Annotated in this window: 27 protein-coding genes; 7 read left to right on the top strand and 20 right to left on the bottom strand. The window is 73.6% G+C overall.

Annotation, left to right across the window (positions count from 1 at the left end; genetic code table 11):
- Positions 1–36: 36 nt before the first annotated feature.
- From KDL28_RS29940 to iolC, 12 genes are all read right to left on the bottom strand, one after another.
- Positions 37–1,035, bottom strand: coding sequence for a Gfo/Idh/MocA family protein (locus tag KDL28_RS29940; RefSeq protein WP_252444011.1), 999 nt, complete (start codon positions 1,033–1,035; stop codon positions 37–39).
- Entirely contained in the window at positions 1,032–1,901 is an 870-nt protein-coding gene (locus KDL28_RS29935; RefSeq protein ID WP_252444009.1) for a sugar phosphate isomerase/epimerase family protein, read from the bottom strand. Before KDL28_RS29935 ends, KDL28_RS29940 begins: the two co-directional genes overlap by 4 nt.
- Positions 1,898–2,917, bottom strand: a complete 1,020-nt coding sequence (locus KDL28_RS29930) for a Gfo/Idh/MocA family oxidoreductase (RefSeq protein ID WP_252444008.1) — start codon at positions 2,915–2,917, stop codon at positions 1,898–1,900. The genes KDL28_RS29935 and KDL28_RS29930 overlap by 4 nt, the downstream gene beginning before the upstream one ends.
- A 3-nt stretch (positions 2,918–2,920) precedes the next feature.
- Positions 2,921–3,673 (bottom strand): ATP-binding cassette domain-containing protein, encoded by a 753-nt coding sequence (locus KDL28_RS29925; RefSeq protein ID WP_252444100.1) that lies wholly within the window; start codon positions 3,671–3,673, stop codon positions 2,921–2,923.
- 65 nt (positions 3,674–3,738) lie between these two features.
- The gene (locus KDL28_RS29920; protein ID WP_252444006.1) at positions 3,739–4,800 is read right to left on the bottom strand and encodes an ABC transporter permease; all 1,062 of its coding nucleotides are present in this window, start codon (positions 4,798–4,800) and stop codon (positions 3,739–3,741) included.
- Between the two features lie 64 nt (positions 4,801–4,864).
- A complete protein-coding gene (locus KDL28_RS29915; RefSeq protein ID WP_252444004.1) occupies positions 4,865–5,842 on the bottom strand; it encodes a substrate-binding domain-containing protein in 978 nt (325 codons plus the stop codon).
- A gap of 78 nt (positions 5,843–5,920) precedes the next feature.
- Positions 5,921–6,841: a TIM barrel protein gene (locus KDL28_RS29910; protein ID WP_252444002.1), complete on the bottom strand. Its 921-nt coding sequence runs from the start codon at positions 6,839–6,841 to the stop codon at positions 5,921–5,923.
- Positions 6,842–6,851: 10 nt separating this feature from the next.
- Positions 6,852–8,348 carry a CoA-acylating methylmalonate-semialdehyde dehydrogenase gene (locus KDL28_RS29905; RefSeq protein ID WP_252444000.1) on the bottom strand — a complete coding sequence of 499 codons (1,497 nt, stop codon included), beginning with the start codon at positions 8,346–8,348 and terminating at the stop codon, positions 6,852–6,854.
- Positions 8,345–10,222, bottom strand: a complete 1,878-nt coding sequence (iolD, locus tag KDL28_RS29900; RefSeq protein WP_252443998.1) for a 3D-(3,5/4)-trihydroxycyclohexane-1,2-dione acylhydrolase (decyclizing) — start codon at positions 10,220–10,222, stop codon at positions 8,345–8,347. Before iolD ends, KDL28_RS29905 begins: the two co-directional genes overlap by 4 nt.
- Positions 10,219–11,112 carry a 5-deoxy-glucuronate isomerase gene (iolB, locus tag KDL28_RS29895; protein ID WP_252444098.1) on the bottom strand — a complete coding sequence of 298 codons (894 nt, stop codon included), beginning with the start codon at positions 11,110–11,112 and terminating at the stop codon, positions 10,219–10,221. The genes iolD and iolB overlap by 4 nt, the downstream gene beginning before the upstream one ends.
- Positions 11,113–11,114: 2 nt before the next feature.
- A complete protein-coding gene (locus KDL28_RS29890) occupies positions 11,115–11,990 on the bottom strand; it encodes a Cgl0159 family (beta/alpha)8-fold protein (RefSeq protein WP_252443996.1) in 876 nt (291 codons plus the stop codon).
- Positions 11,983–12,942 carry a 5-dehydro-2-deoxygluconokinase gene (gene iolC / locus KDL28_RS29885; protein WP_372497110.1) on the bottom strand — a complete coding sequence of 320 codons (960 nt, stop codon included), beginning with the start codon at positions 12,940–12,942 and terminating at the stop codon, positions 11,983–11,985. Before iolC ends, KDL28_RS29890 begins: the two co-directional genes overlap by 8 nt.
- A gap of 114 nt (positions 12,943–13,056) precedes the next feature.
- On the opposite strand from iolC, the gene KDL28_RS29880 reads away from it, so the two are divergent.
- Complete coding sequence (locus KDL28_RS29880; protein WP_308216083.1) at positions 13,057–13,812, top strand: GntR family transcriptional regulator; 756 nt, start codon at positions 13,057–13,059, stop codon at positions 13,810–13,812.
- 171 nt (positions 13,813–13,983) lie between these two features.
- Here the strand turns inward: KDL28_RS29880 and KDL28_RS29875 are convergent, their stop codons facing one another.
- The 3 genes from KDL28_RS29875 to KDL28_RS29865 all read right to left on the bottom strand — a co-directional run bounded on the left by KDL28_RS29875 (position 13,984) and on the right by KDL28_RS29865 (position 17,341).
- A complete protein-coding gene (locus KDL28_RS29875; RefSeq protein ID WP_252443994.1) occupies positions 13,984–14,175 on the bottom strand; it encodes a DUF3073 domain-containing protein in 192 nt (63 codons plus the stop codon).
- A gap of 1,643 nt (positions 14,176–15,818) precedes the next feature.
- The gene (gene ygfZ, locus KDL28_RS29870; RefSeq protein ID WP_252443992.1) at positions 15,819–16,901 is read right to left on the bottom strand and encodes a CAF17-like 4Fe-4S cluster assembly/insertion protein YgfZ; all 1,083 of its coding nucleotides are present in this window, start codon (positions 16,899–16,901) and stop codon (positions 15,819–15,821) included.
- Positions 16,898–17,341: a Fur family transcriptional regulator gene (locus KDL28_RS29865; RefSeq protein ID WP_252444093.1), complete on the bottom strand. Its 444-nt coding sequence runs from the start codon at positions 17,339–17,341 to the stop codon at positions 16,898–16,900. The genes ygfZ and KDL28_RS29865 overlap by 4 nt, the downstream gene beginning before the upstream one ends.
- Before the next feature lie 200 nt (positions 17,342–17,541).
- On the opposite strand from KDL28_RS29865, the gene KDL28_RS29860 reads away from it, so the two are divergent.
- Positions 17,542–19,011 (top strand): hypothetical protein, encoded by a 1,470-nt coding sequence (locus tag KDL28_RS29860; protein WP_252444108.1) that lies wholly within the window; start codon positions 17,542–17,544, stop codon positions 19,009–19,011.
- Between the two features lie 28 nt (positions 19,012–19,039).
- On the opposite strand, the gene KDL28_RS29855 is transcribed toward KDL28_RS29860, so the two are convergent.
- Positions 19,040–19,645: a heme-binding beta-barrel domain-containing protein gene (locus KDL28_RS29855; protein WP_252444091.1), complete on the bottom strand. Its 606-nt coding sequence runs from the start codon at positions 19,643–19,645 to the stop codon at positions 19,040–19,042.
- Between the two features lie 88 nt (positions 19,646–19,733).
- Entirely contained in the window at positions 19,734–19,952 is a 219-nt protein-coding gene (locus tag KDL28_RS29850) for a hypothetical protein (RefSeq protein WP_252443990.1), read from the bottom strand.
- A 120-nt stretch (positions 19,953–20,072) separates the two neighbouring features.
- Here KDL28_RS29850 and KDL28_RS29845 point away from each other — a divergent pair, with 120 nt between their 5' ends.
- A complete protein-coding gene (locus KDL28_RS29845; RefSeq protein WP_252443988.1) occupies positions 20,073–20,435 on the top strand; it encodes a helix-turn-helix transcriptional regulator in 363 nt (120 codons plus the stop codon).
- Positions 20,435–20,860, top strand: a complete 426-nt coding sequence (locus tag KDL28_RS29840; RefSeq protein ID WP_252443986.1) for a DUF6841 family protein — start codon at positions 20,435–20,437, stop codon at positions 20,858–20,860. Before KDL28_RS29845 ends, KDL28_RS29840 begins: the two co-directional genes overlap by 1 nt.
- A 25-nt stretch (positions 20,861–20,885) precedes the next feature.
- Here the strand turns inward: KDL28_RS29840 and KDL28_RS29835 are convergent, their stop codons facing one another.
- From KDL28_RS29835 to KDL28_RS29825, 3 genes are all read right to left on the bottom strand, one after another.
- Positions 20,886–21,185 carry a DUF1416 domain-containing protein gene (locus KDL28_RS29835; RefSeq protein WP_252443984.1) on the bottom strand — a complete coding sequence of 100 codons (300 nt, stop codon included), beginning with the start codon at positions 21,183–21,185 and terminating at the stop codon, positions 20,886–20,888.
- Positions 21,185–22,036, bottom strand: coding sequence for a sulfurtransferase (locus tag KDL28_RS29830; protein ID WP_252443982.1), 852 nt, complete (start codon positions 22,034–22,036; stop codon positions 21,185–21,187). The genes KDL28_RS29835 and KDL28_RS29830 overlap by 1 nt, the downstream gene beginning before the upstream one ends.
- Before the next feature lie 289 nt (positions 22,037–22,325).
- Positions 22,326–23,159 carry an LmeA family phospholipid-binding protein gene (locus tag KDL28_RS29825; protein WP_252443981.1) on the bottom strand — a complete coding sequence of 278 codons (834 nt, stop codon included), beginning with the start codon at positions 23,157–23,159 and terminating at the stop codon, positions 22,326–22,328.
- 355 nt (positions 23,160–23,514) lie between these two features.
- On the opposite strand from KDL28_RS29825, the gene KDL28_RS29820 reads away from it, so the two are divergent.
- The 3 genes from KDL28_RS29820 to pstS all read left to right on the top strand — a co-directional run bounded on the left by KDL28_RS29820 (position 23,515) and on the right by pstS (position 26,665).
- Entirely contained in the window at positions 23,515–24,288 is a 774-nt protein-coding gene (locus KDL28_RS29820) for a winged helix-turn-helix transcriptional regulator (RefSeq protein WP_308216082.1), read from the top strand.
- 156 nt (positions 24,289–24,444) lie between these two features.
- Complete coding sequence (gene mshD / locus KDL28_RS29815) at positions 24,445–25,314, top strand: mycothiol synthase (RefSeq protein ID WP_372497113.1); 870 nt, start codon at positions 24,445–24,447, stop codon at positions 25,312–25,314.
- 229 nt (positions 25,315–25,543) lie between these two features.
- Positions 25,544–26,665 (top strand): phosphate ABC transporter substrate-binding protein PstS, encoded by a 1,122-nt coding sequence (gene pstS, locus KDL28_RS29810; RefSeq protein ID WP_372497112.1) that lies wholly within the window; start codon positions 25,544–25,546, stop codon positions 26,663–26,665.
- Positions 26,666–26,677 lie beyond the last annotated feature (12 nt).

Raw genomic sequence — 26,677 nt, 5'->3', positions numbered from 1 at the left:
AAACGGCAACAAGTTCGTTCTCGACGGGGCGGGGGATCAGGGGGCGGTGAGGGTGGTCGGCTCCACGGCGACCGGCTGCCCGGTCCGGTGCGACCGCTCCGCCGCCGCGGCCAGGTCGAACGCGGCCACCGCGTCCGCCCCGGTCACCAGCGGCTCGCTCCCGTCGCGCACGCAGCGCGCGAAGGCGTCCAGCTCCTCGACGTAGGCCAGCGGGAACCGCTCGGCGAAGTCGCGGGGCAGCCCGTGGGCGGCCTGCCCCGGCGTGCGCCACTCCGGGCCGCGGGGCGCGTCGATGCGGGCCGTGGCCAGGGTGCCCATGACCTCGGTCGAGCACTCGTAGCCGTAGCCGGCGGCGCGGCTGTTGTCGAGCACGCCCAGCGCGCCGGTGGCGAACCGGAGCACGACGACCGCGGTGTCCAGCTCGCCCGCCGCGGCGAAGGCCGGGTCGGTGGCGGCGCCGTGCGCGCTCACCTCGACGACCTCGCCGCCCAGCCAGCGGGCCATGTCGAAGTCGTGCACGGTCACGTCGGCGAAGAAGCCGCCGGAGCCGGCCAGGTACGCGGGGTCCGGGGGCACCATGTCGCGCAGCGACGTGCGCAGCAGGGTGATCCGGCCCAGCTCCCCGGCGTGGATCCGGGTGGCGATCGCGGCCCAGTCCGGGTCGAAGCGGCGGTGGAACCCGACCTGCAGCGGCACGCCCGCGCGGTCGGTGGCCGCGATCGCCCGCAGCGAGGTCTCCCGGTCGAGCGAGAGCGGCTTCTCGCAGAACACCGGCCGTCCGGCGGCCGCGGCGGCCTCGACCATCGGCGCGTGCAGGCCGGTGGGCGTCGCGATGGCGACGGCGTCGGTGGCGTCCAGCAGCTCCTCGTAGGACGCCACCCGCGCCACGTCGAGCTCGGTGGCCAGCGCCTCGGCCACCACCGGGTCGGCGTCGAACACCGCCCCCAGCTCCGCCACGGCGCACCGGTGGGCCAGGTTGCGGGCGTGGATGCGCCCCATCCGCCCCAGCCCGGCCAGCCCCACCCGGACCCTCACGTCAGCTCCAGCCCGTGCTTGGACGCGTACCGGGCGACCTTCTCCCGGTTGGACACCAGGGACTCGCGCGCCCGGTCCTCCCAGGCGAACACGCAGACCGTGGCGATGCCGTCGAAGCCGACCTCGGCCAGCGAGGCGAAGAACAGGTCCCAGTCGACCTCGCCCTGCCCGACGTCCAGGTGCTGGTGGACGCGGACCGTCGACCCGGGCGGGTTGACGATGTAGCGCAGCCCCGACGACGCCGTGTGGTCGAAGGAGTCGGCGATGTGCAGCTGGGTGAGCAGCGGCCCGGCGTAGCGCATGATCCCGGCCAGGTCGCCGCCCTGGTGGAACGTGTGCGGCGCGCAGTACAGGAACGTCACCAGGTCGGAGTCGATGCCGCGGACCATGTCGACCGCGGCGCAGCCGTCCTCGATGAAGTCGTCCGGGTGCGGTTCCAGGGCCAGCCGCACGCCCTCCCGCTCGAAGACCGGCAGCAGCTCCTCCATCGACCGCCAGAACTGCGCCTCGCTGGCCTGCGCCGCCTCCGGGCGGCCGTTGAACTCGGAGTTCATCTGCCGGCAGCCGAGGTCGACGGTGATCTGGATGGCCCGCTTCCAGTACCGCACCGCGGCCTGCCGGGCGTCCTCGTCGGGGCCCGACCACTTGTAGAGCGGAAGCACCGAGGCGATCTCGACGTCCGCGGCCGCGAGCTCGCGGCGGAAGGCCGCGATCTGCTCCCGGCCGGCCCGCGGGTGCACGAAGAACGGCAGGAAGTCGTCGCGGGGCGACAGCTCGATCGCCGAGTAGCCCAGCTCCGCGACCAGCCCCGGCAGCTCCAGCAGGGGCGTGTCGCGCACCATGTGCGGGTCGACGGCGAGCTTCACGAGCTGTCCTTGTCGTAGAGCGCGGGCCGCTCGCGCAGCAGCACCGGCTCCCGGTCGCCGCTGCGCAGCGCGATGAGGCCGGTCTCGCAGGCCACGGTGGCCGCGTAGCCGTCCCAGGCGCTCGGGCCGGTGGTGCCGCCCGCGGTGACCGCGTCGATCCAGGCCTGGAACTCGGTGTCGAACGCCCGGACGAACCGCTCCCGCCAGTCCGCGGGCACCCGCCCGGAGTGCGTGCCGGCCCGCTTGGTGACGACCCCGGCGCTCTCCGACAGCTCGACGGTGCCGTCCTCGCAGACCACCTCGCCGCGGATGTCGTAGGCGAACCCGGCGTTCACCGAGGCCTCGACGTCGACGAGCACCCCGCTGTGCATCTCCAGCAGCACCAGCAGGGGGTCGTTGAAGCCCTCGCGGGCCTTGCTGCTCACCCGCGGGGTGAGCACCCGGACCGCGGCGATCTCGTCGTCGAACATCCAGCGGGCGACGTCGATGTCGTGCACCGTGGAGTCGTTGATGATCATCTCGCTGGTGAAGAAGTCGGGCACCGACGGGTTGCGGTGCGCCGCGTGCATGAGCAGCGGGTCGCCGATCTCCCCGCCCGTCACGACGGCCTTCATGGCCCGGTACTGCTCGTCGTAGCGGCGCATGAAGCCCACCGAGACCAGCCGCCGCCCGGCCGCCACCTCGGCGTCCAGGATCCGGTCGCAGGCGTCGCGGGTGGTGGCCAGCGGCTTCTCGCAGAACACCTGCTTGCCCGCGGCGATCGCGGCCAGCACGTACTCCTCGTGGGTCGGGCCCCACGAGGTGACCACCACGGCGTCGACGCCGGGGTCGTCGATGAGGTCCTGGCCGTTGGCGTGCACGCGGGCGTCGGGCAGGCCCTCGGCCACCCCGCGGGCCCGGTCGGGGTCCACGTCGGTCACCGCGGCGACCCGGACCCCGGAGAGCACGCGGGAGAGCCGGCGGACGTGGTCCTGGCCGATCATGCCCGTGCCGATGACTCCGACGTTCAGCGTCACGTCCTACCTCTTCAGCTCGTGGGACAGCTCTTCGAGCTCCTGACCGCCCGCCATCTCGGCCGTGAGCTCCTCGAGCGTGACTTCGGACCGCTTCCTGTCCAGCACCCGCCGGCCGAGCTTCAGGATGATGAAGTGGTCGCCGACCATGTAGGCGTGGTGCGGGTTGTGGGTGATGAACACGACCCCGAGCCCGGCGTCGCGGGCCGCGGCGGTGTACTTGAGCACCACCCCGGACTGCTTGACGCCCAGCGCGGCGGTCGGCTCGTCGAGGATCAGCACCCGGGCGCCGAAGTACACCGCGCGGGCGATGGCCACGCACTGGCGCTGCCCGCCGGACAGCGTGCCGATGGGCTGGTTGATGTCCTTGACCGCGATGCCCATCTTGCGCAGCTCGGCGTCGGCGATCTCGCGCATGCCCTTGATGTCCATCGGGGCCAGCGGGTAGCGGCCCTTGCGGATCTCCGAGCCGAGGAAGAAGTTGCGCCAGACCTCCATCAGCCCGACGACGGCGAGGTCCTGGTAGACGGTGGCGATGCCGTGGTCGAGCGACTCGCGCGGCGACCCGAAGTGCACCTCCTGCCCGTCGACCTTGAGCGTGCCCTCGGTGTGCGGGTGCAACCCGGAGATGATCTTGATCAGGGTGGACTTCCCGGCCCCGTTGTCCCCGAGGACGCAGGTGACCTCGCCCGCGTTCACGGTCAGGTCGATGCCTTCCAGCGCCCGGATCGCCCCGTAGGCCTTGCCGACGCCGGTCATCTCGACCAGCGGCGTGCCGACTTCCAGGGTGCGGTCGGCGTGCTCCACGATCGTGTCGGTCACGGCTAGCTCCTCCGGTTGAGGGCGTAGTTCTTGACGTAGAGGTTCAGCACGACCGCGAGCAGCAGCATCGCGCCGAGGAAGAACTTGAACCAGCTCGGGTCCCAGCCGGCGAACACGATGCCCTGGGTGGTCATGCCGAAGATGAACGCGCCCACCGCGGCGCCGATCGCCGAGCCGTACCCACCGGTGAGCAGGCAGCCGCCGACGACCGCGGCGATGATGTAGAGGAACTCGTTGCCGACGCCCTGGCCGGACTGCACGGTGTTGAACGCGAACAGCGTGTGCATCCCGTAGAACCAGCACATCAGCGCCACGCCCATGAACAGGCCGATCTTCACCTTGTTCACCGGCACGCCGACGGCGCGGGCGCTGGCCGCGTTCCCGCCGGCGGCGAAGATCCAGTTGCCGAGCCGGGTGCGCAGCAGGATCCAGGTCGCCAGCGCCACGAAGAAGATCCACCAGAGCACCGTGACGCGGACGGTCACGCCGCCCACGACGAACTCCGAGGCGAACACGGCGCGCGCGGAGGCGAACCCGTCCATGTCGGCGACGTTCTGGGTGGCCACGGTGCCGGTGACCAGCTTGGTGACGCCGAGGTTGATGCCGCCCAGCATGAAGAACGTGCCCAGCGTGATCAGGAAGCTCGGGATGCCGGTCTTCACCACGAGGTAGCCGTTGACGAACCCGACGGCCAGCATCACGACCAGGCTGACCAGCACCCCGACCCACAGGTTCGCGGTGAGCTGGAAGCTGAACATCGACGCGGTCAGGGCGGCGGTCACGACGGAGACGCCCGCCGACAGGTCGAACTCGCCGCCGATCATCAGCAGGGCCACCCCGACCGCGACGATGCCGATCGAGGAGCTCGCGTAGAGCACGGTCGACAGGGCAGGCAGCGTCCGGAACGGCTCGGCGATGACGAAGAAGAAGATGAAGATCGCGATCGCCGCCGCGACCGACCCGATCTCCGGACGGGTGAGCAGGGCGGACAGCAACGACTTCTTGGGGCGCTCGACCTCTTCGGTCGGCGGCGGGGACTTCCGGGTCGCGACGGGTGAGCTCATTGCCCGCTCCAGGGGATCGGATGGGACCGGGGGGAGCCGGGAACCGGCTCCCCCCGGGATGGAACTAGCGGGTGTTGTTCTGGGCGTAGGTGACGATCTGCTCGATGTTGGTCGAGTCGACGAAGGACGGGCCGGTCAGCACCGGGCCGCCGCCGCCGATGTCGTTGCCGTTGGACAGGTTCAGCCACAGCGACGCCACGGCCATGTAGCCCTGCACGTAGGGCTGCTGGTCGACGGCGAAGATGATCCGGCCCTCCTGGATCGCCTTCGCCGCGTCGACGTTGAGGTCGAACGTCGCGACCTTGGCCTGGCTGCCCGCGTCGGACACCGACTCCAGCGCGGTGAGCGCGTACGGGGCGCCGAGCGTCACGATGTGCGTGATCGACGCGTCCTCCTGCAGCTTGGCGCCGATCGTCGAGCGCACCGACGGCAGGTCCGTGCCCTGGACGTAGAGGACCTCGGTGTTCGGGAACGTCGCGGCGACACCGGCGCAGCGGGCCTCCAGCGCGACGTGGCCCTGCTCCTGGATCACGCAGATGGCCTTCTGACCGCCGTCCTGGGCGAGCCGCTCGCCCGCGGCCTGGCCGGCGAGGCTCTCGTCGGAGCCGAAGTACATCTTCGCGCCGAACTGCTCGTACTGCTCCAGGCCGGAGTTGAACACCACGGTCGGGATGCCGCCGTCGGCCGCCGACTTGGCGGCCGGGCCGACCTGCTCGGCGTAGGCGAGCGTCACGGCCAGTCCGTCGACCTGGCTGTCGATCGCGTTCTGCACCAGGGTCGCCTGCTCGGGCGCCTGCTGGCCGTTGGAGTAGCGCAGCTCGACGTTGTGCGCGGCCGCGGCGTCCTCGGCGCCGGCGCGGATCCGGTCCCAGAACGTGTCGCCGGCCTGCTCGTGGGTGACCATCGCGATCGTGTACTGCTCGCCGCCGACGGAACCGCCGGTGCCGCCGCCCCCGCCGCCCTCCTGCTGCTGGGCGCCGCCCTGGCTGCTGCACGCGGCCAGCGCGAGACCGAGCGCGGCGGCCACGGCGGCCGCTCGCATCGCCTTCCGGGTACTCCTCATTGAGTGTGTTCCTCTCTCTGGCCGCCGACCGGGGGAGCGGCGGGGGCTGGTGGGCCGTCAGTAGGGCCAGCGCCGGACCGGGCCGAGTCCGCAGCCGCGCAGGTAGCCCGCGGTGCGGGCGGCGATGGGCAGCGGGACGTGCGGCTCGACCGGGTAGAGGTCCTGCTCGACGACGGTGAACAGGTCGGTGTCCAGCCGGGCCAGCGCGTCCAGCAGCGGCGGCATGGCCGGCTCGCCGTAGGGCGGCTCGACCATCACGCCCATCGGCACGGCCTCGGCGAGGCTGAGCTTCTCGGCGCGCACCTTGTCGCGCACGGCCGGGTCGACCTGCTTGAGGTGCACGTAGCGGATGCGCTCCGGGAACCGCTCGACGATCGCGATGTTGTCGCCGTGGCAGTAGGAGATGTGCCCGGTGTCCAGGCACAGGTTGACGTAGCGCGGGTCGGTGTCGGCCAGGAACCGCTCGACGCGCTCCTGGCTGTCGACGTGGGTGTCGGCGTGCGGGTGGAACACCAGGTCGACGCCGTACTCCTCGAGCAGCACCCTGCCCAGCCGGTCGTAGCCGGTGGTCAGGGCCTTCCACTGCTCCGGGTCGATGTCGCCGGCCTGGGTGGGCTCGCCGGTGTGCTGGTCGGTGTACTGCTCGGGCAGCAGCACCAGGTGCCGGGCGCCGAGCGCGGTGAGCAGCCGGGCCTCCCGCCCGCACGCCTCGACGGCCTCGTCGAGGGCCTGGGCGCCGCGGTGCAGACCGGCGAACACCGTCCCGCCGCAGAGGGTGAGGTCGCGCGCGGCGAGCTCGTCGCGCAGCCGCGCGGGGTCCTGCGGCATGAACCCCTGCGGGCCCAGCTCGGTGTGGGTGTAGCCGGCCTGCGCGATCTCGTCGAGGTAGGTCGACCAGCCGACCTGCCGGTCGTCCTCGGCGAACCACACGCCCCAGGAGTCCGGGGCGGTGCCGAGGGTGAGCTTCTCCAGCCGCATCGCCCGGCCCTCAGTTCGCCGTGGGGAAGTGGAAGGAGGAGCCCGACGCGCCTTCGACGTGCGGCCACCGCGAGGTGATCACCTTGGCCCGCGTGTAGAAGGAGACGCCCTCCGGCCCGTGCACGTGCTTGTCGCCGAACAGGGAGTCCTTCCACCCGCCGAACGAGTAGTAGGCCATCGGCACCGGGATCGGCACGTTGATGCCGATCATTCCCACGTTCACCTCGCGCTGGAACCGGCGCGCCGCCTCCCCGGAGGAGGTGAAGATGGCGGTGCCGTTGCCGTACGGGTTGGAGTTGACCAGCGCGATGGCCTCGTCGACGGAGCTGGCCCGCACCACCGACAGCACCGGGCCGAAGATCTCCTCGCGGTAGACGTCCATCTCGGGGGTGACCCCGTCGATGAGGGTCGGGCCGACGAAGAAGCCGTCCTCGTGGCCGGCGACCGACAGCCCGCGCCCGTCGACGGCCAGGTCGGCGCCCTGCTCGGCGCCCGAGCCGATGAGCCCGACGATCCGGTCCTTCGCCGCCGCGGTGATGACCGGGCCCATCTCGCTGTCGGGCTCGCGGCCCGGCCCGACCTTGACCGCGCGGGCCTTCTCGGCGACCGCCGCGACCAGTTCGTCGGCCGCCCCGCCGACGGCCACCGCGGCCGAGATGGCCATGCAGCGCTCGCCCGCCGAGCCGAAGGCCGCCGCGACCAGGTGGTCGGAGGTGTAGTCGATGCCCGCGTCCGGCATGACGATCGCGTGGTTCTTGGCCCCGCCAAGGGCCTGCACGCGCTTGCCGTTGGCCGTGCCGCGCTGGTGGATGTACTTCGCGATCGGTGTCGACCCCACGAACGACACCGCGGCGACGTCGGGGTGGTCGAGCAGCGCGTCGACGGCCTCCTTGTCGCCGTGCACGACGTTGAACACGCCCTCGGGCAGCCCGGCCTCCGCCCACAGCTCGGCGACCAGCTGCGACGCCGAGGGGTCGCGCTCGCTGGGCTTGAGCACGAAGGTGTTGCCGCAGGCGATGGCCACCGGGTGCATCCACATCGGGACCATGGCCGGGAAGTTGAACGGGGTGATCCCCGCGCACACGCCCAGCGGCGCCCGGAACGAGAACAGGTCGACGCCGGTGGAGACCTGGTCGGAGTAGTCGCCCTTGAGCAGGGTCGGGATGCCGCAGGCGAACTCGACGACCTCCAGGCCGCGCTGCACCTCGCCGCGGGCGTCGGAGATGACCTTGCCGTGCTCGTCGGAGACGATCTCGGCCAGCTGCTGGGTGCGGGCGTTGACCAGCTCCCGGAAGGTGAACAGGATCTTGGTGCGGGCCGAGAGCGACGACTGCGACCAGCTCGCGAACGCCGCCTTCGCGGCCTGCACGGCCTGGTCGACGTCCGCGGTGCTCGCCAGCAGCACCTCCGCCTGCTGCTGCCCGGTCGCGGGGTTCCAGACCGGGGAGGTGCGGGTGGACTCGCCGGTGGTCGGCTTGCCACCGATCCAGTGGGTCACGGTCCTCACGGCTGGTTCCTCCCGGTCGGTGGGGTGATGAGCGGGCGCTGGTCGCGCTTGTGGGTCTCGTAGGTCTTGCGGGCCTGCTGGGTGCTGTCGAGGCGGGAGACCTCCGACACCGGCACGTCCCACCAGCTCTCGCTGTCGGGCACCGGGGCCAGCGGGTCGGTCTCGATGTGGATGGCCGTGGTCCGGTCGGATGCCCGGGAGCGGGCGATGGCGGCCCGGAACTCCTCGATCGTGCGGACCCGGATGACCTCCGCGCCGAGGCTCTCGGCGTTGGCGGCCAGGTCGACGGGCAGGGTCTCGCCGTCGAGCCGGCCGGTCTCCGGGTCGCGGTAGCGGTAGCGGGTGCCGAAGCGCTGCGAGCCCAGCGACTCCGACAGCGCCCCGATGGAGGCGAACCCGTGGTTCTGCACGATGACCAGGTTGAGCTTGATCCCCTCGGACACCGCGGTGACGATCTCGCTGGCCATCATCAGGTACGACCCGTCGCCGACCAGCGCGAACACCTCGCGGTCGGGCGCGGCCATCTTGACCCCGAGGGCGCCGGCGATCTCGTAGCCCATGCAGGAGTAGGCGTACTCGACGTGGTACTGCTTGGCGTCCCGGGCCCGCCAGAGCATCTGCAGGTCGCCGGGCATCGAGCCGGCCGCCTGCACGACGACGTCGCGGGCGTCCATCTCCTCGTTGAGCGCGCCGAGCACCTCGGTCTGCGCCGGCAGCGGCCCGTGGCCGAGGTGGAAGGCCCGGTCGACGACGGCGTTCCACTCCGTCGGGTCCCAGGTGCGCTCCCACCGCTTCCCGTCCAGGGCGGCGGTGAGCGCCTCCAGGCCGGCCCGGGCGTCGGCGACCACCATCTCGCCGGCGTGCTTGGCGGCGTCGAAGGCGGCGACGTTGAGGTTGACGAACCGGACGCCCGTGTCCTGGAACGCGGTGCGCGAGGCGGTGGTGAAGTCGCTCCACCGGGTGCCCACGCCGATCACCACGTCGGCCTCGCGGGCCAGCGCGTTGGCCACCGGGGAGCCGGTGGAGCCGACCCCGCCCACGGCGCACGGGTGGTCCCACAGGATCGCGCCCTTGCCGGCCTGGGTGTCGGCGACGGGGATGCCGGTGGCGTCGGCGAACGCCCGCAGGGCGTCGGTGGCCTCCGAGTAGTGCACGCCACCACCCGCCACCAGCAGCGGCCTCCGGGCGCCGCGGACCAGCTCGGCCGCCCTGGCCAGCGCGGCCCGGTCGGGCTCGGGGCGCCCGATGTGCCAGACGCGCTCGGCGAACAGCTCCTCGGGCCAGTCGAACGCCTCGGCCTGCACGTCCTGGGGCAGGCAGATCGTCGCCGCGCCGGTCTCGGCCGGATCGGTCAGCACCCGCATCGCGCCCAGCAGCGCCGAGGGCAGCTGCTCGGGCCGCCACACCCGGTCGAAGAACTTCGACAGCGGGCGGAAGGCGTCGTTGACGCTGACGTCGTAGCCGTAGGGCTGCTCCAGCTCCTGCAGCACCGGGCTCGCGGCCCGGGTGGCGAAGACGTCGGAGGGCAGCAGCAGCACCGGGATGCGGTTGGTGGTGGCCAGCGCGGCGCCGGTGAGCATGTTCGTCGAGCCCGGCCCGATGGACGCGGTGCAGGCCATGAACTGCACCCGGTTGCGCATCCGGGCGTAGCCGACGGCCGAGTGCACCATGCCCTGCTCGTTGCGGGCCAGGTGGTAGGGCATGTCGCCCGAATCGGCCGCTTCCAGCAGGGCCTGCGCGACCCCGGCCACGTTGCCGTGCCCGAAGATCCCGAACATCCCCGGCACCGCCCGGTGGGTGGTGCCGTCGCGCTCGGTGCGCTGCGCGGCCAGGAACCGGACCACGGCCTGGGCGACGGTCAGTCGGACGGTCACGCTTCCTCCCTCTCGTCCGTGCCGGTGAGCGGCAGGCGCGGATCGACCGGCTGGTCGGCCCAGGTGTCGCGGACCCAGCCGTGCGCCGGGTCGTCGCAGATCAGCCAGGCCCGCTCGGTGCCGGGACCGGCCATCACGTTGAGGTAGTAGAGGTCGTAGCCGGGCGCGGCCATCGACGGGCCGTGCCAGCCGTGCGGGATCAGCACCGTGTCGCCGCTGCGCACCTCGGCGCAGACGTCGATCTCCCGATCCGGGCCCGAGCTGTAGACGCGCTGGTAGCCGATGCCTTCGCGGCCCTGCGGCGCGTTCACCTCGAAGTAGTAGATCTCCTCCAGGCGGGACTCGCCGGGCCGCTCCTCGTCGTGCTTGTGCGGCGGCCAGGACGACCAGTTCGCGGCCGGGGTGAGCACCTCGACGGCGATCAGCTTGTCGGCCTCGAACGCCTGCGGGGTGCAGAAGTTGTTCACCTGCCGGCTGGCCTGCCCGGCCCCGCGCAGCTCGACCGGCACCTTCTCGGCCGGCCCGTAGCGCGCGGTCAACCGGTTGGCGCACCGCGCGCCGGGCAGCGCGAACCGCCCGCCGGACTGCGAGGACACCGTCACCGTCGCGTCGCGGGGGACGTAGGCGAAGTCGCTGACCCGGGAGAACACGCCGCGCCGGCCGGTGAGCGCGAAGCGCTCGCCGTCGCAGGCGACGGTGCCGCCGCCGGACAGCGGCAGCACGACCATCTCCTCCTCGCCCGTGTCGAACGTCGCCTCCGCGCCGGGCGCCAGCTCCAGCACGCGCAGCGAGCTGTACCCCCAGCCGGCCTTCTCCGGGGTGATGACCAGGGAGAAGGGGCCGTCGGCCGTCTCGCCCGCCCTTACCACGAGATCTGTCGACCTGTTGATCGTCACAGCAAGCTCACCGCCGCATCCACCGCTCCGGCCACGTCGTCGTTCGGGGGGTAGAGCAGGGACCGGCCGATCACCAGCCCCTGCACCGTGGGCAGCGCCAGCGCCTTGCTCCAGCTGGCGAACGCCTTGTCCATGTCGGCGGCGACCTCGCCGCCCAGGATCAGCGCGGGCAGCGTGGTGGCCGCCATCGCGCGCTCCATCTCGTCCACGATCGGGACCTTGAGCCAGGTGCGCGCCGACGTGCGGCCCAGACCGGCGGCCACCGTCATCGCCCGGATCATCGCGTCGGCGGTGAGCTCGTTGCGCACCCGGCCGTCGACGCGGTGGGAGATGAACGGCTCCACCATCGCCATCAGCCGCTGCCCGGCGAGCTCGCCGACGGCCCGTGCGCACGACTCCAGGGTGGGCGCCGTCGCCGGGTCCTCCGGGTCGATGCGCACCAGCATCTTGCCGCCCTCGAACCCCGACCCCGCGATGCTCGCGGCGTCGTAGGCGGTGAACCGGTCGTCGATCTCGAAGGCCGTGCCGGCCAGCCCGCCGCGGTTCATCGAGCCGACGACGACCTTGTCGTCCAGCGCCCCGAGCAGCAGCAGGTCCTCCAGCACGTCCGGGGTGCCGAGCACGCCGTTGACCCCGGGCCGGGACAGCGCCAGCACCAGCCGGTCGAGCAGGTCGGCGCGGTCGGCCATGGCCAGCGCGCGCTCACCGGCGCGCAGCGCGCCGCGGGCCGGGTGGTCGGCGGCGATCATCATCAGCTTGCCGTGGTCGTCGACCAGCGAGGCCGGTCGGCGGCGCCGGGCCGCGGCCTCGCCGATGGCGTCGGGCCGGTGCACCCGGGTCGCCACCAGCTCGGCGAGCACGTCGTCACGCACGGATGGCCTCCCGCAGCTTGGCCTCGACCTCGTCGGCGGTCGGCATGGCGTCGGCGCAGGCCAGCCGCCCGGCCACGATCGCCCCGGCGGCGTTGCAGAACCGGATGACCCGCTCCAGGTCCCAGCCCGCGAGCAGCCCGTGGCACAGCGCGCCGCCGAACGCGTCGCCCGCGCCCAGCCCGTTGACCACCTCGACCGGCGCCGGCGCCACCTCGACGGCGTCGTCCGCGCTGAGCGCGAGCACACCGGCCGGGCCCTGCTTGACCACCGCGAGCTGCACGCCTGCCGCGCGCAGGGCCTCCGCCGCCGCCCGCGGCTCGCGCACGCCGACCGCGGTGTCGCACTCGTCGAGGTTGCCCACCGCCACCGTCGCGTAGGGCAGCGCCTCGGCGTACCAGCGGTGCGCCTCCGCGCGCGACTCCCAGAACATCGGCCGGTAGTCCAGGTCGAAGACGGTGATGCCGCGCCGCCCCCGGGCCTGCAGCGCGGCCAGGGTGGCGGCCCGGCTGGGCTCGCGCGACAGGCCGGTGCCGGTGACCCAGAAGACGTCGGCGGCGCGCACGGCGTCCAGGTCGAGCTCCTCGGTGCGGATCTCCAGGTCCGGCGCCGTCGGCTCGCGGTAGAAGTACAGCGGGAAGTCGTCGGGCGGGAAGATCTCGCAGAAGGTCACCGGGGTGTTGAGCCCGGGCACCGGGGTGACGTAGCGGTCGTCCACGCCGAAGCCGCGCAGCGCGTCGTGCAGGAACTCGCCGAACGGGTCGGCCCCGGTGCGGGTGATGACCGCGCTGCGCCGCCCGTAGCGGGCCGCGGCCACCGCCACGTTGGACGGGCTGCCGCCGAGGTACTTGCCGAACGACGTGACCTCGCGCAGGGACACCCCGATCTGCAGCGGGTAGATGTCCACGCCGATCCGCCCCATCGTCAACACCTCGGGCGCTGAGTCCAACACCATCGTTGTCCTTCCCGTCCGCGATCGACCAGTGACGCCGAACCCTGAGAGATGTACTCTCCGGGCTGTCAGTACGTCAATACTTTGTCAGGACAAAGTCACATGCGAGGGGTCGCCGTGGGGGAACGGACGCCGGACGCCGTGGTGCCCGAGGTCCCGCTGGACCGGACGAGCCCGGTCCCGCTGTACTTCCAGGTGGCGACCCGGCTGCAGCAGCTGATCGAGGACGGCGGCGTACCCGTCGGCAGCAGGCTGGAGAACGAGGTGGAGCTGGCCGAGCGGCTCGGCGTCTCCCGCCCGACGATGCGCCGCGCCATCCAGTACCTGGTCGAGCGCGGGATGCTGGTGCGCAAGCGGGGGGTCGGCACGCAGGTCGTGCACCCCAAGGTGCGCCGGCCGGTGGAGCTGTCCAGCCTCTACGACGACCTGGCCAAGACCGGCCGCGACCCGCGCACCGAGATCCGGCTGCTGGAGGTGCGCCCGGCGCCCGACCACGTGGCCGAGGCGCTCGGCGTCGCGCCCGGGTCGGAGATCACCTGGTTCGAGCGGCTGCGCTACGCCAGCGGCGAACCGCTGGCGATCATGCACAACGCGGTGCCGACGGACGTGCTCGCGATCGAGCGGGCCGATCTGGAGCGGCGCGGGCTCTACGAGCTGCTGCGCGCCGCCGGGCGGGTGCCGCGGATGGCGAACCAGGTGGTCGGGGCGCGCACGGCGACCGGCGCGGAGGCCAGGCTGCTCGGCGAAGGCCGCGGCGCACCGCTGCTCACCATGACGCGCACGGCGTGGGACGAGAGTGGGCGCGCCGTCGAGTACGGCTCGCACCTCTACCGCGCCAGCCGCTACTCGTTCGAGCTGACGCTCACGATCTGAACCCGGGTCCGGGCCGCCGGCATCGGTGATGACCGGCGGCCCGGAACGGGCCGATCGTGTCGGACCCCGACCCGCGAGAGAACGGTGTTCGGGGGTGGACCGGACGGAGGCGCGTCATCCCGACGCCCCTACCGGCCTCACGGTCCGGTGCTGCGGGTGTGGAAACCCCCGTCAGCGGCGGCGGTCGTCCTCGACGTCGTCTGGAGCCCAGCGGTCGACGAAGTCGTCCTCAGCCTCCCCGTCGTGGAGTGCCGTCCCACTGCCGATCTCGCGCTGCAGGGCGTCGAGATCCATCGTGGGGGAGCTGTACTTGAGCTCTCGGGCCACCTTCGTCTGCTTGGCCTTGGCTCGTCCGCGCCCCATGGCTGGTCCCCCTTACAACAGGGAAGGGGCGGCCGGATGTGTCGGCGGCCCCGTTCATGTCATCAATGTCCTGCGTCCACCGTACCTTGCGAACCCGCCCGCGTGCGACGTGGCACCTCCAGGGCGGCGTGTGTCGTCGGCCGCTCGCTCAACCGGTACAGAGCGGCCAGCGCCGCGAGGCTCGTGAGGGCCCCGAGAGCGAGCATCCCCGACCATCCGAAGTGCCGCGCCGGCAGCCCGCCCAGGACCGGCGCACGGCCGCTGCCACGTAGTTCGCGGTGTTCGACACGGCCATAGCCGTCGCGGCCCGACCCGGCGGGACGAGCTCGCCCCGCCGCGGTGAACACCGGCCCGTTCCCACTGATCGCCACCGCCGCCGCGGCACCAGCACGGCCGCCGGCCCCCCGTCGGGGCACCACGGGCACCGCGGCGGCCCCGAACCCGACCGCGACGTGACGGCGATCACTCGAAGGGGTCCCAACCGGCTGCCGGCCGGTCGGACCAGAACCCGTTCCCCAGCCGCCCAGCCGCCCCGACGACCTGGGTGAGCGCTACCGGTACCGCCCTCCCTCATGAGCGTCGACGGTGTGCTCGCGCCACATAGCGAGAACCTTCTCTCGCATCATGAGACCCGCCCGTCCGCGCACACCTAGCGTCCACCGCGCACATGTCCTGACGTGTGCGCCGTGGCCACACGGTGCGCGCGGTGCCCGGGGCCCCGGCCGGGCCCCGCCATCGCCATCTCCCCGGTCCCCCGGAGAAGTGCCCCCTGCCGTCGCGTCGGCACGCGCAGCGTGCATGGCCGGCCCGGCCCCCGCACCCCGCCCTGCCAGCCGCAGCCCGTGGATGGCAGGCGTGCGGGGGTCGGGACGGCCATGCCAACCTTCGTGGGACGACGCGACGGCAGGGGGCACTTCGGCCCCCCTGCTGGAGCCGAGGCCCGCCGGAGGCGCACTTCCCCCTCCCGCCGATGAGCTCTATTCCTGGAGCGGACGCGCGCGGACGCCCTCGGTAGGCAGGAACGTTGCCGGGCGGCGTGCCCAGCCTCGGGCGAGCGGGCTGAGTCACTGGTGGGGTGAAGAGCGCCTCCGGCGGCGCCTGCGCGGCGGGCGACCTCAGATCGAGCAGGGGGTTCGGCCCCTGCCGTCACGTCGTCACGTCCAGCGAAGCACGTCCGCCGCGACCCCCGCACGGTTGGGAGCGTCGGCCAGCCGGTTGGCATCGGAGGGTGCGCGGGTTGCGTCGGCCGCGCTCTGCTGAGCGCGCCGACGTGACGGCAGGGGCCTCGGGAGGGGAGTGGCGCTGCGCGCCGCCTCGCCTGGGGGCTCGCCTCGCGGCGCTGGCGCGCCGCATCGGCGGAGCGAGAGGGGCATTCGCCCAACGAGGTTGAGCGAGAGTCCCTTTCGTGCAACCGCGCCCCGCGACGCTTCGCGGCGTCAACCGAGCGAGAGTCGCGTTCGCCCAACCAGGTTGGGCGAGAGTCCCTTTCGTGCAACCGCGCCCGCGCGGCGTCGCGCCGCATCGCCGGGCGAGAGTGGCTTTCGTGCCGTCGGGTCGGACGAGAGTGGCTTTCGTGCCGCCAGGCCGGACGAGAGTGACTCTCGTCCCGGCTCGGGCGCGCGAGTGGTGGGCGCGTGCGTCGGTCAGGTGGAGCGGCGGGCGCCTGTGCGGAGCTGGGCGGCCCGGCCGGGGCGGGGGGTGTCGTCGTCGGGGGCGTAGGACTCGGGGGCGATGGTGGCGGGGGAGGCGTGCTCGCCTTCGCCCGCCACCAGCTCGGCGTCGGCCGGGACCGAGCGCTTCAGCAGGGCCAGGGCGACGGGGCCGAGTTCGTGGTGCTGGACGACCGAGCCCACGCGGCCGACCGGGCGGCCGTCGCGCAGGACGGGGTCGCCCGGGGCGGGGAGGTGCTCGTCGCCGCCGTCGAGGTGGATCAGGACCAGGCGGCGGGGTGGGCGGCCCAGGTTGGCGACGCGGGCGACGGTCTCCTGGCCGCGGTAGCAGCCCTTGGTCAGGTGCACGGCGGAGCCGATCCAGCCGGCCTCGTGCGGGATGGTGCGCTCGTCGGTGTCGACGCCCAGGCGGGGGCGCAGCGCTTCGACGCGCAGGGCGTCGAAGGCCATGGTGCCCGCGGGGCGGGCGCCTGCTGCGGTCAGCCTGGTCCACCAGGTGGCCAGGTCGGCGCGGGGGACGAGGAGGTCGGCGGCGTCGGGGGCGGGCCAGTCCATGCGGCGGACGAGGCCCGCGGAGCCGGGGAGCGCGAGCGCGCCGTGCGGGCGCTCCGGGACGGGGACGCCGGCGGCCTGCAGGACGGCCGGGGTGTCGGGGCCGACGACGCTGAGCACGGCCAGCTCGGCGGAGGCGTCGCGCGGCTCCACCTTGGACCAGAAGACCATCTTGGTCAGGTAGCCCAGCAGCTCGGGCACCTCGCCCGGCTCGGTGTCGAGGTAGACGGCGTCGCCGACGTGGGCGACCACGGCGTGGTGCAGGACGCGGCCGTTGACGTCGAGGATGAGCGTCTCGGTGGCGGTGTCGGCGGGCAGCTCGCTGACGTGCTGGGTGAGCAGCAGGTGCAGCCAGCTCAGCCGGTCGTCGCCGGGGACGGCGATGACGCCGCGGTCGGAGCGGTCGACGACGGCGGCGGAGCGGGTCATCGCCCGCTGCTCGGCGAACGGGTCGCCGCGGTGGGCGGGCACGGCGGGGGCGTCGACCGCGTCGGGCGCGCTCATCGGCCGGCCTCCGCACCGGCGCAGCCGCGGCAGCGGCCCGACAGCGCGACGTGGGTGACGTCCAGGTGGAAGCCTTCGGTGGTGCGCAACTGCTCGGCCAGCCCTTCCATGAGCTCGGTGGGGACCTCGGCGACCGTCCCGCAGTCGTGGCACACGAGGTGGACGTGCTGGTGCTCGTCGGCGGAGTAGCTGGGGGCGCCGTGGCCGAGGTGGGTGTGCCGGACGACCCCGATCCGCTCCAGCAGGTCGAGGGTGCGGTACACAGTGGTGATGTTCACCGCGGGCGCGGACCGCTGCACGCGGGTGCAGATCTGTTCGGGGGTGGCGTGGCCGAGGTCCCGTACGGCGTCGAGGACGAGCTGACGCTGCGGCGTCATCCGCAGGCCGCGCTGGTGCAGCTCGTCCCGCAGCGCCGACGCTCCGTTCCCGGGTCCGACCATCGACGTGGGGGTCACCCCACCGATGGTAGGCCGTCGGCGGGGGTGGTCCCGCCGCTGTGCCGGGCCGTCCCACGACACCGGCGGCGCGGGCCATCGCCCGCTCCCCGGTATGCTCCGACTGAGTGAACGGGTCGGTGCGACCACGATGATCTACCTACCCTCGGCCAGATGCAGGGTGTGACCCTCGGGGAGAACCAGCGATGACGACGGAAGCGGGCGTCGGTGGCGGCGTCCCACGGTTCGACGTCGTCCTCCGCGGTTACGACCGCCGGCAGGTCGACGAGCACGTAGCCCGCTTGCAGCGGGCCATCGTGCGCATGCGCACCGACCTGGACATCGTGCGCAGCCAGCCGCTGAACGCGGTCGGCCGTCCCTCGCCCGCCCCGCGGCCGGACGGCGGACCCGAGGTGCAGGCCATGCTGCAGAAGGCCGAGGAGGAGGCCGCCGAGATCCGCAACCGGGCCCGCGCCGCGGCGCGGGCGGAGGAGGAACGGGTCAGGGCCCAGCTCTCCGACCTGACCCGCCAGCGCGACGCCCTGCTCGCCGAGATCACGCGGCTGCGCGGGCAGCGCGACTCCGCGCAGCGCGAGGCGCCGGTCGCCGCCGCCACGTCGCGCATGCCCTCGCCCTCCGACGCGCCTCCCCGGTCGCCCGGGTCGCCGGGGACACCCCCTAGGACGCGCGACGGCGGCCAAGGTGGCTCGACACCGGGGATGGATTCCCCGGCCGGGCGCCCCACCGGTCCGCGGCCGCCGCAGCCCGGCGCGGGCCAGCCCGCGCCGGCGGCCGCCCGTGGCGGCGCGCCCGGTCAGGGTCCCGGTCAGGGCGGCCCCGGTGGGCCCGGTGGTCCGGGTCAGGGTGGTCCCGGCCGGGGCGGTCCGCCGCCGACCGGCGGCAACCGCCCGCCGCAGATCGCCGACCCGACGGTCGCCGCCCGCCCGAACGGGGCGCCCAAGGCCCCCGGCGGGTCCGGCCCCAAGTCGTCCCCGCACCACCAGCCCCCCGGTGCCGGCGGTGGCCAGCAGCAGCCGCCGTCACGGCCGGTCGAGCCGGGGCGTCCCGGCCCCGGCGGTTCGGGTGGTCCGCCCGGGCCCAAGGGCGGTGCCGCCCACCGGCTGCCCAGCGGCGGCTTCCCGGCCGTCGACAAGGCCCCGTCGTCCATGCGCCCCCGGGGCGAGCCCGAGCCGGAGGCGGGCGAGCTGTTCCGGCCGCAGCCGGGCGCTCCCGGCGGTCCGCCGCAGCGCCAGGGCGCCGGCCCCACCCAGGACCCGACCGCGATGGTCCGGGCCGCCGAGCCGAGGGGCTCCGCCCCGATCCGCCCGGCCGACCCGACCCGTTCGGTCGACCCGCCCAAGTCCGGCCAGCACGGCCCCGGTCGGGGCCCCGGCGGGCAGGGTCAGCAGGGCCAGCAGGGCCAGCAGAAGAACGGTCCGGGTGGGCCGGGCCAGCAGAAGAACGGCCAGCCCAACGGTCCGGGTGGCCCCGGTGGCCAGGGCCGCCCCGGCGGCCCCGCCGGCCCGGAGGCCACCGTGCTGGCCTCGGCCCGCCAGGGCGACCAGAAGCCCGGCGACCAGAAGCAGGGCCGCCAGGACGGCGACAAGGGCGAGCGCGGCCCCAACGGCGGACCCGACCGGGCCGGTCGGTCGCCGTCGACGTCGCGCTCGGGCTGAGCGCCCGGGCCCGGCCCGGCGCCGCCGGTCAGCCGGCGACGCGGCTCAGCAGCGCCGAGAGGTGCGGCTGGCGGGGCTGGCCCTCCATGGCCCGCTCGTCGACGTAGGCGAGGTCGCCGCCGTCCACGATGCCGTAGAGCCGGTGCGAGGAGACGACGTCCTTCGCCGAGGACGTGCGCACCACGGCGTCGGTCTCGATCTCCCAGGACCGCAGGTCGCGTGCCTTGCCGTAGAAGATCTCGCTGATGCCGGTGGCGTGCGTGATCAGCACCTCGATCTCGCGGCCGTCGGGCTGCGGGCGCCAGAAGCCGGTCTCGCGGGCCGCCGGGCGCAGCACCTCGCCGTCCGGGCCGAGCAGCCACGAGCGCGACTCGTAGGACAGGAACGGCCGCCCGTCGTGGGCGAACACGATCTGCTGGCCGAACCGCTGCGGGCCCTCGATGGTCGGGTAGTCGACCTCGCCGAGCCCCCGCCACACACCGACCAGCGGCAGCAGGCCGAGGCACTGGTCGTGCAGGTCGGGTCCCTCGCGCAGGTTCGCCGTGTCGTCCTCGACCGGCAGGTCGACCCAGCGGGGGCGGTTGCGCTGCGGGGAGTCCGGGGCGGCGTGGGTGGGTGCGGGGGTACCGGTGATCTGTGGCTCGCTCACGCCGCTACCTCGCTGACGCTCGGCAGCGGCGCAAGCGAAGCTGCTGTAGTGGATGGTTCGCTCGCAAGCTCGCTCACGCCTTCTCCTGGGCTGCTGCTGGCTGCGCCGCGGCCGGCTCGGCCGGTGCGGCCTGGGACGGTGCTGGCTCGGACGGTGCCGGCTGGACCTCCGCTGCGTCGGCCACGTCCGGGACGCCCGGTTCGAGCGTGAACAGGCGCCGCATCAGGTAGCCGGTGTAGACCGCCGTCGCCAGGCTGGCGACGATGAGCATGCCGGTGAGGATCCAGTGCACGGCGGCCCAGCCTAGCCACCGGCCCGCGGGAGGTCCGCCGCGCCACGCGGCTGGGCATTTCGCGCCGCATGGCGATGTCCGACACAGGCGTGTCGGACATGGGGTCATACGGTCGGTCGCGTGGCATCGGTCCAGCCCTACCTGTCCCGCGTCGAGCGGGCGCACCGGTTGATCGAGGAGCTGCGCGCGCGGGCGCCCCGGCCGCTGTCGGCCAGGCTGCTCGCCGAGCGGCTCGGCGTGACCGTGCGCACCGTCGAGCGCGACGTCGCCGACCTGGTGTCGGCCGGGGTCCCCATCCGGACCCGGCGCGGCGCGGGCGGCGGGCACCGGATCGACGCCCGCGCCGTGCTCCCCCCGGTGGAGCTCACCCCGGGCGAGGCGGCCGCGCTGGTGGCGGCGCTGGCGGCGATCGGGCCCCGGTCGTCGGCGAGCGCCCAGTCGGCGATGGCCAAGCTCGTCCGCTCACTCTGCGAGGAGACCTGATGGACCACGAGGAGTTCTGGACCGCCTACGGCAGGGCGCTCGTCGAGGGCGACGTCGAGACGACCGTCGCCCGGTACGGGTTCCCGTGCATGGCGATGGCCGACGACTTCGTCGGCACCCTGGCCGAGCCGGACGAGCTGCGGGCCGCGCTGGGCCAGGCGGCCGGCTACTACGCGCAGTTCGGCGCGGCCGACGTCCGCCCGGAGATCCTGGGCGTCGACGAGATCAGCGACAAGCTGACCAGGGTGCGGCTGCGCTGGCACTACTTCCGCGCCGACGGCGTCGAGCTGGTGGCGACGAACCACGAGTACACGTGGCGCGCCACCGACGAGGGCCCGAAGATCCACCTGACGGTGGCGATCGACGAGGCCGAGAAGCTCGCCGCGCTGGCCGCCGGGGATCGTGAGCGCGTATCACCGTCCTGACCGCGATACGCGCTCACGACCGGGGTCAGGCGACGGCGACCTCGGCCTGGTGCAGCCCGGGGCCGTCGGCGGTCAGCGCGGTCTGGCCGCTGCCGGCCCGGGACAGGGCGCGCAGCGTCCAGGTGCCGGGGGCGGCGAAGAACCGGAAGTCGCCGCTGGCCGAGGCCACGACCTCAGCGGTGAACTCGCCGGTGCCGTCCAGCAGCCGGACGAACGCGCCGGCCACCGGCTCACCGCCGGCGACCACCCGCCCGGCCAGCACCGTCTCCCGGGAGAGGTCGGTGCCGGGGGGCAGGGCGAGGGACTGGTCAGGGGCGCCGCACATCAGGCGCCGACCTTCTGCGGCGCGCCCAGCTCGATCGGCACGCCGATCAGCGAGCCGTACTCGGTCCAGCTGCCGTCGTAGTTCTTGACGTCGTCGTGGCCCAGGAGCTCGTGCAGCACGACCCAGGTGTGCGAGCTGCGCTCGCCGATGCGGCAGTACGCGATCGTGGACTTGGAGTCGTCGTAGCCCGCCTCGCCGTAGAGCTTGGCCAGCTCGTCGTCGGACTTGAACGTGCCGTCCTCGTTGGCCGCCTTGCTCCACGGGATGTTGACCGCGGTCGGGATGTGGCCGGGCCGCTGGGACTGCTCCTGGGGCAGGTGCGCCGGGGCCAGGATCTTGCCGGAGAACTCGTCGGGCGAGCGCACGTCGACGAGGTTCTTCGCGCCGATGGCGTCGACGACCTCGTCGCGGAACGCGCGGATCGACAGGTCGGGCTCCTGGGCGGTGTAGGTGGTGGCCGGGCGCTCGACCACGTCGGTGGTCAGCGTGCGGCCGTCGAGCTCCCACTTCTTGCGCCCGCCGTCGAGCAGCTTGACGTCGGCGTGGCCGTAGAGCTTGAACTGCCAGTAGGCGTAGGCGGCGAACCAGTTGTTGTTGCCGCCGTAGAGCACGACGGTGTCGGAGTTGTTCACACCCTTGGCCGACAGCAGCTGCTCGAACTGCGCCTTGTCGACGATGTCGCGGCGGACCGCGTCCTGCAGCTCGGTGGTCCAGTTGATCTTGACGGCGCCGGCGAGGTGACCGCCGTCGTAGGCGGTGGTGTCCTCGTCGACCTCGAGGAAGACGATCCCCTCGGTCCCGAGGTTCTTCTCCGCCCAGTCGGCGGAGACCAGGACGTCCTGGCGGCTCATGCGGTGCTCCCGTGATGGTGTGCGGCTGCTGCGGGTAGAGGGGCCACTGCTGGGCGCCCGGCCCGGCGCGCGCGGCAGCCAGTGGCTGCCCCGAGGGCACGCGGAGAGGGCCGGAACGCGCGGATGCGCTCAGCAGGCCCGACACAGGCAGCTGCCGACGCGGCACAGATCGACTGCGCGGCGACGGGTCAGCGGCCAGTTCACGGCGCCGAGGATAACCGAAGTGCCCAGTTCCCGGGAGCGTCTCCCACTCGGTGGACCGCCTTGACCTGGATCGGGATCCGGGCGGTCAGCCAGCCGAGAGCGGCGACCCCGGTCCGAGAGTGAGGCCGGAGGCCTCGCCGCTGACCTCAAGCTGGCCGTTGACCGCCCGCACGTCGGTCGGGACGACCTCCAGCGGCAGCGTGCCCGGGTCGATCGGGACCTCGAACTTGTCCGCGAACCAGCTCAGCAGCGCCGAGGGGATGTTCGGCAGGTCCTGGGCGGCCCCGCCGAGCTGCACGTCGCGCGGCTCGGTCCGGATCCGGCCGTCGGACAGCTCCAGCGACGCGATCACCGTCACCTCGATCTCGTCGCCGCCGGACAGCCCGGGCAACGACACCGGGAGCGAGGCGGGCAGCGTGCCGGTGCCGACCAGGCGCACCGAGCGCTCCGGGTCGAGCTCGGCCAGCGCCGGGTCGTCGGAGTCCTCGGCGGCCTGCTCCAGGGCGTTCGCGTCGAGGGTCTCGATGCGCAGGTCGGCGACATCGGGCACGAGCCGCTCCAGGTCGTCGGCCGGCACCCGGACGATGCCCTCGGCCTCGCCGACCTCGAGCGTCTTCGGGCCGGAGCCGAGCAGCATCGCCAGCGGCGCGTCGACGTCGCGCAGCTGCGCGGACACCGACAGCTCCTGCAGCTTGCCCACCGAGATGCGGGAGGCGTCGACGTCCACGCTGGAGTAGGTGCCCGAGATCGCCTGGGTGAGGAACGGGAAGCCGTTGATCCGCACCGCCGGGTCGTCGACGAGGCCCAGTTGGGAGCGCATCTGCCGGGACACGGCGGACTCGGCCAGCGCGGCCGAGCCGAAGTCGGCGGCGACCAGTAGCCCGGCCAGCACCAGCAGCGCGATGACCAGCCGCCTCATCCGACCTCCGTTCCTGCGCATCCGGCGGGGTGCCGGTGTCGGGTCCGACCGTAGAGCTGCCCCCCGCGGCGCTTCCCGCGGGGCCGGTGTCGCCCGCCCGACCAACCGACCGGGTGCCGCGTGCCGACCCACCGCGACGGGCGTCACTGCTGGTCATGGCGGAACGGGGCGGGGTGAGTTGCGCCGCGAGGCTCGTGTCCGGTGCCGTTCACCGACTATTCTCCCGCTATCCGCCGCGGCGTGCTCACGCCACGTCGCACGGATGTGAACGGTGCGTCGTCGTCGCCCTGCCGTGCCAGGTCGACGCGCGCCGATGCCGAGGGCGCCCGACCTCCGCCATGAGAGGAGGCACCACGTGGAACTCCTTCTGCTGACCGCCGACCCCGATCCCGGTTCCGTCCTGCCTGCGCTGACGCTGCTGCCGCACGGCGTGCGCACGGCGGCGCCCGAGGTCGCCGCCCTGCTCGACGCCGGGCCGCACGACGCGGTGCTGGTCGACGCGCGCACCGACCTGGTGGCCGCCCGCAGCCTGTGCCGCCTGCTCGGCAGCACCGGCATGGACGTCCCGGTCGTCGCCGTGCTCACCGAGGGCGGGCTGGTCGCCGTCTCCGGCGAGTGGGTCGTCGACGAGATCCTGCTGCCCGGCGCCGGACCGGCCGAGGTGGACGCGCGCCTGCGGCTGCTCAAGTCCCGTCCCGGCGCCGACGCGGGCCGCGACGGCGGCGCGCTGGTGCTGGGCGAGCTGGTGATCGACGAGGCCACCTACGCCGCGCGCCTGCGGGGGCGTCTGCTCGAGCTCACCTACAAGGAGTTCGAGCTGCTCAAGTACCTCGCCCAGCACGCGGGCCGGGTGTTCACCCGGGCCCAGCTGCTGCAGGAGGTGTGGGGCTACGACTTCTTCGGCGGCACCCGCACCGTCGACGTGCACGTCCGGCGACTGCGCGCCAAGCTCGGCGCCGAGCACGAGCAGATGATCGGCACCGTGCGCAACGTGGGCTACAAGTTCGTCCGGCCCAGCCGCGGCCAGCTCGGGGTGGCGGCCGTCGGCCTCCTCGAGGACGACGGAGCCGACGGCGACACCGACGACTCCGACCGAGCGGGTGCGCCCGGGTTCGCCGGCCGCCTCTGACGCGGCGCCACCCGCCCCGTCCCGTCGATGACGACGCCTTGAGCGAGAGGCGCGTTCGCCCGACTCCGCCGGCCCAGTGCGCCGCTCGCTCAACCCGGGGCCGGGGCGCGCGCGGGTAGTGTCGGCGCGGTGATCGAGCTGTCCTGGCGCAGCGGGCTGGACGCCGCCGCGATCGACGACGTCCGCGCCTTCGCCGCCGCGGTGGCCGCCGCCGACGGCACGGCCCCGCTCTCCGACGACGCGCTGCTGCACCTCGACGGCCCGGGCACCGCCCAGCTCCTCGCGCTGACCCCGGCCGGGGAGCTGGCCGGGTTCGCCCACCTCGACCTGTCCCCCGACCCCGCCGAGCCGGCCTCCGGCGAGCTGGCGGTGCACCCCGGGCACCGCCGCTCCGGGCTGGGGGCGCGGATCGTCGAGGAGGTGCTGGCGAAGGTCGGCGGGCCGGTGCGCGTGTGGGCCCACGGCGAGCACCCCGGCGCGGTGGCGCTCGCGGCGCGGTTCGGCTTCCGCCGGGCCCGCGAGCTGTGGCAGCTGCGCCGCGACCTGACCGAGCCGCTCCCCGAACCGGTCCTGCCCGAGGGCGTCCGGCTGCGGTCGTTCGTCGTCGGCGCGGACGAGGCGGAGTTCCTGCGCGTGAACAACGCCGCGTTCCACTGGCACCCCGAGCAGGGCGGGTGGGACCTGTCCCAGATCCGGCTGCGCGAGGCCGAGCCGTGGTTCGACGCGGAGGGCTTCCTGCTCGCCGTGGACGCCGACGACCGGCTCCTCGGCTACCACTGGACGAAGATCCACCCCGCGGAGCGCGACGAGGATCCCATCGGTGAGGTGTACGTCGTCGGCGTCGATCCGCAGGAGCAGGGCAGGCGGCTGGGTGGCGCACTCACCGCGGCCGGTCTGGCCTACCTCCGGGAGCGCGGGATGACCCGGGTGATGCTGTACGTCGAGGCCGACAACGCCGCAGCCGTCCGGGTGTACGAGAAGCTCGGCTTCACCCGGTGGAGCACCGACGTCTCCTACGCCCGCTGAGTCCCGTTCACCTCCCGGCCACCGTCCGGGGTGAGATCCGGGTCATATCGGTGCAGGTCACAGCTGGGTCACAACGGCTGTTGCGCCGTGCGGGGGATTGCGGAGCCTCAGGTGTTCATCCCTCGTTCACCTGGGCGGGGGAACGCGTCCACTCCGGTTACCTAGCGTCCTGCGGCGAGCGGCCATCCGGCCGTGATGCCTTACCGACGGAGGACCACGAGTGAAGACCGTGCGGCACGCCTCGCGTGCTCGAATCGCTGCGATGGGGCTGGCCACCAGCGGTGCCCTGCTCCTCGCGGGCTGCGGCGCGGCCAACGAGACCGCCGCCCCGCCGGCATCGGGCGCGGGTGGCGAAGCGGCCGCCTCGGTGTCCGGCACCATCTCCGGTGCGGGCGCCAGCTCCCAGCAGGCCGCGATGGAGGCCTGGATCGCCGGGTTCACCGCCGTCAGCCCGGACGCGACCATCAACTACGACCCGAGCGGCTCCGGCGCCGGGCGCGACCAGTTCACCGGCGGCGGCGTGGCCTTCGCCGGCAGCGACGCGGCGCTGGACGAGGAGGAGCTGCCGCTCGCCCAGGAGCGCTGCGGCGGCCCGGACGGCGTCATCGAACTCCCCGTCTACATCTCGCCGATCGCGGTCATCTACAAGCTGGACGGCGTCGCCGAGCTGAACCTGGCCCCGGCCACCGTGGCGGGCATCTTCAACCGGCAGATCACCACCTGGAACGACCCGGCGATCGCCGCGGACAACCCGGGCGTCACCCTGCCGGCCACCCCGATCACCCCGGTCAACCGCTCCGACGAGTCGGGCACGACCGAGAACTTCACCGAGTACCTGGTGGCGGCGGCCGGCCCGGCGTGGCCGCACGAGGCCGACGGGGCGTGGCCGGTGCAGGGCGGCGAGGCCGCCCAGGGCACCTCGGGCGTCGTGGGTGCGGTCGGCGGTGGCCAGGGCACGATCGGCTACGCCGACGCCAGCCAGGCCAAGGGCCTGGGCGTGGCGAAGATCAAGGTCGGCAGCGAGTTCGTGGCGCCGACCGCCGAGGCCGCCGCGGCCGTCGTGGCCGCGTCGCCGCGGCTCGAGGGTCGGGGTGCGAACAACTTCGCCATCGAGCTGGCCCGCGACACCACCGAGGCCGGTAACTACCCGATCGTCCTGGTGTCCTACGCCATCGCCTGCGCCACCTACCCGGACCAGGCCACCGCCGACCTGGTGAAGGGCTTCCTCGGCTACGTCATCAGCGAGGACGGCCAGCAGGCCGCCGCCGGGGCCGCCGGCTCCGCGCCGATCACCGCCGAGCAGCGCGCCGAGTACGAGCCCGCGGTCGAGGCGATCAGCGCCTCGAGCTGATCGATCCCGGCA

Origin of the sequence: Pseudonocardia humida (assembly GCF_023898865.1) — a bacterium.
GTDB classification, from domain to species: domain Bacteria; phylum Actinomycetota; class Actinomycetes; order Mycobacteriales; family Pseudonocardiaceae; genus Pseudonocardia; species Pseudonocardia humida.
Note: the sequence above shows the minus strand (reverse complement) of the source record. Positions and strands in the feature narration are given on the sequence as shown.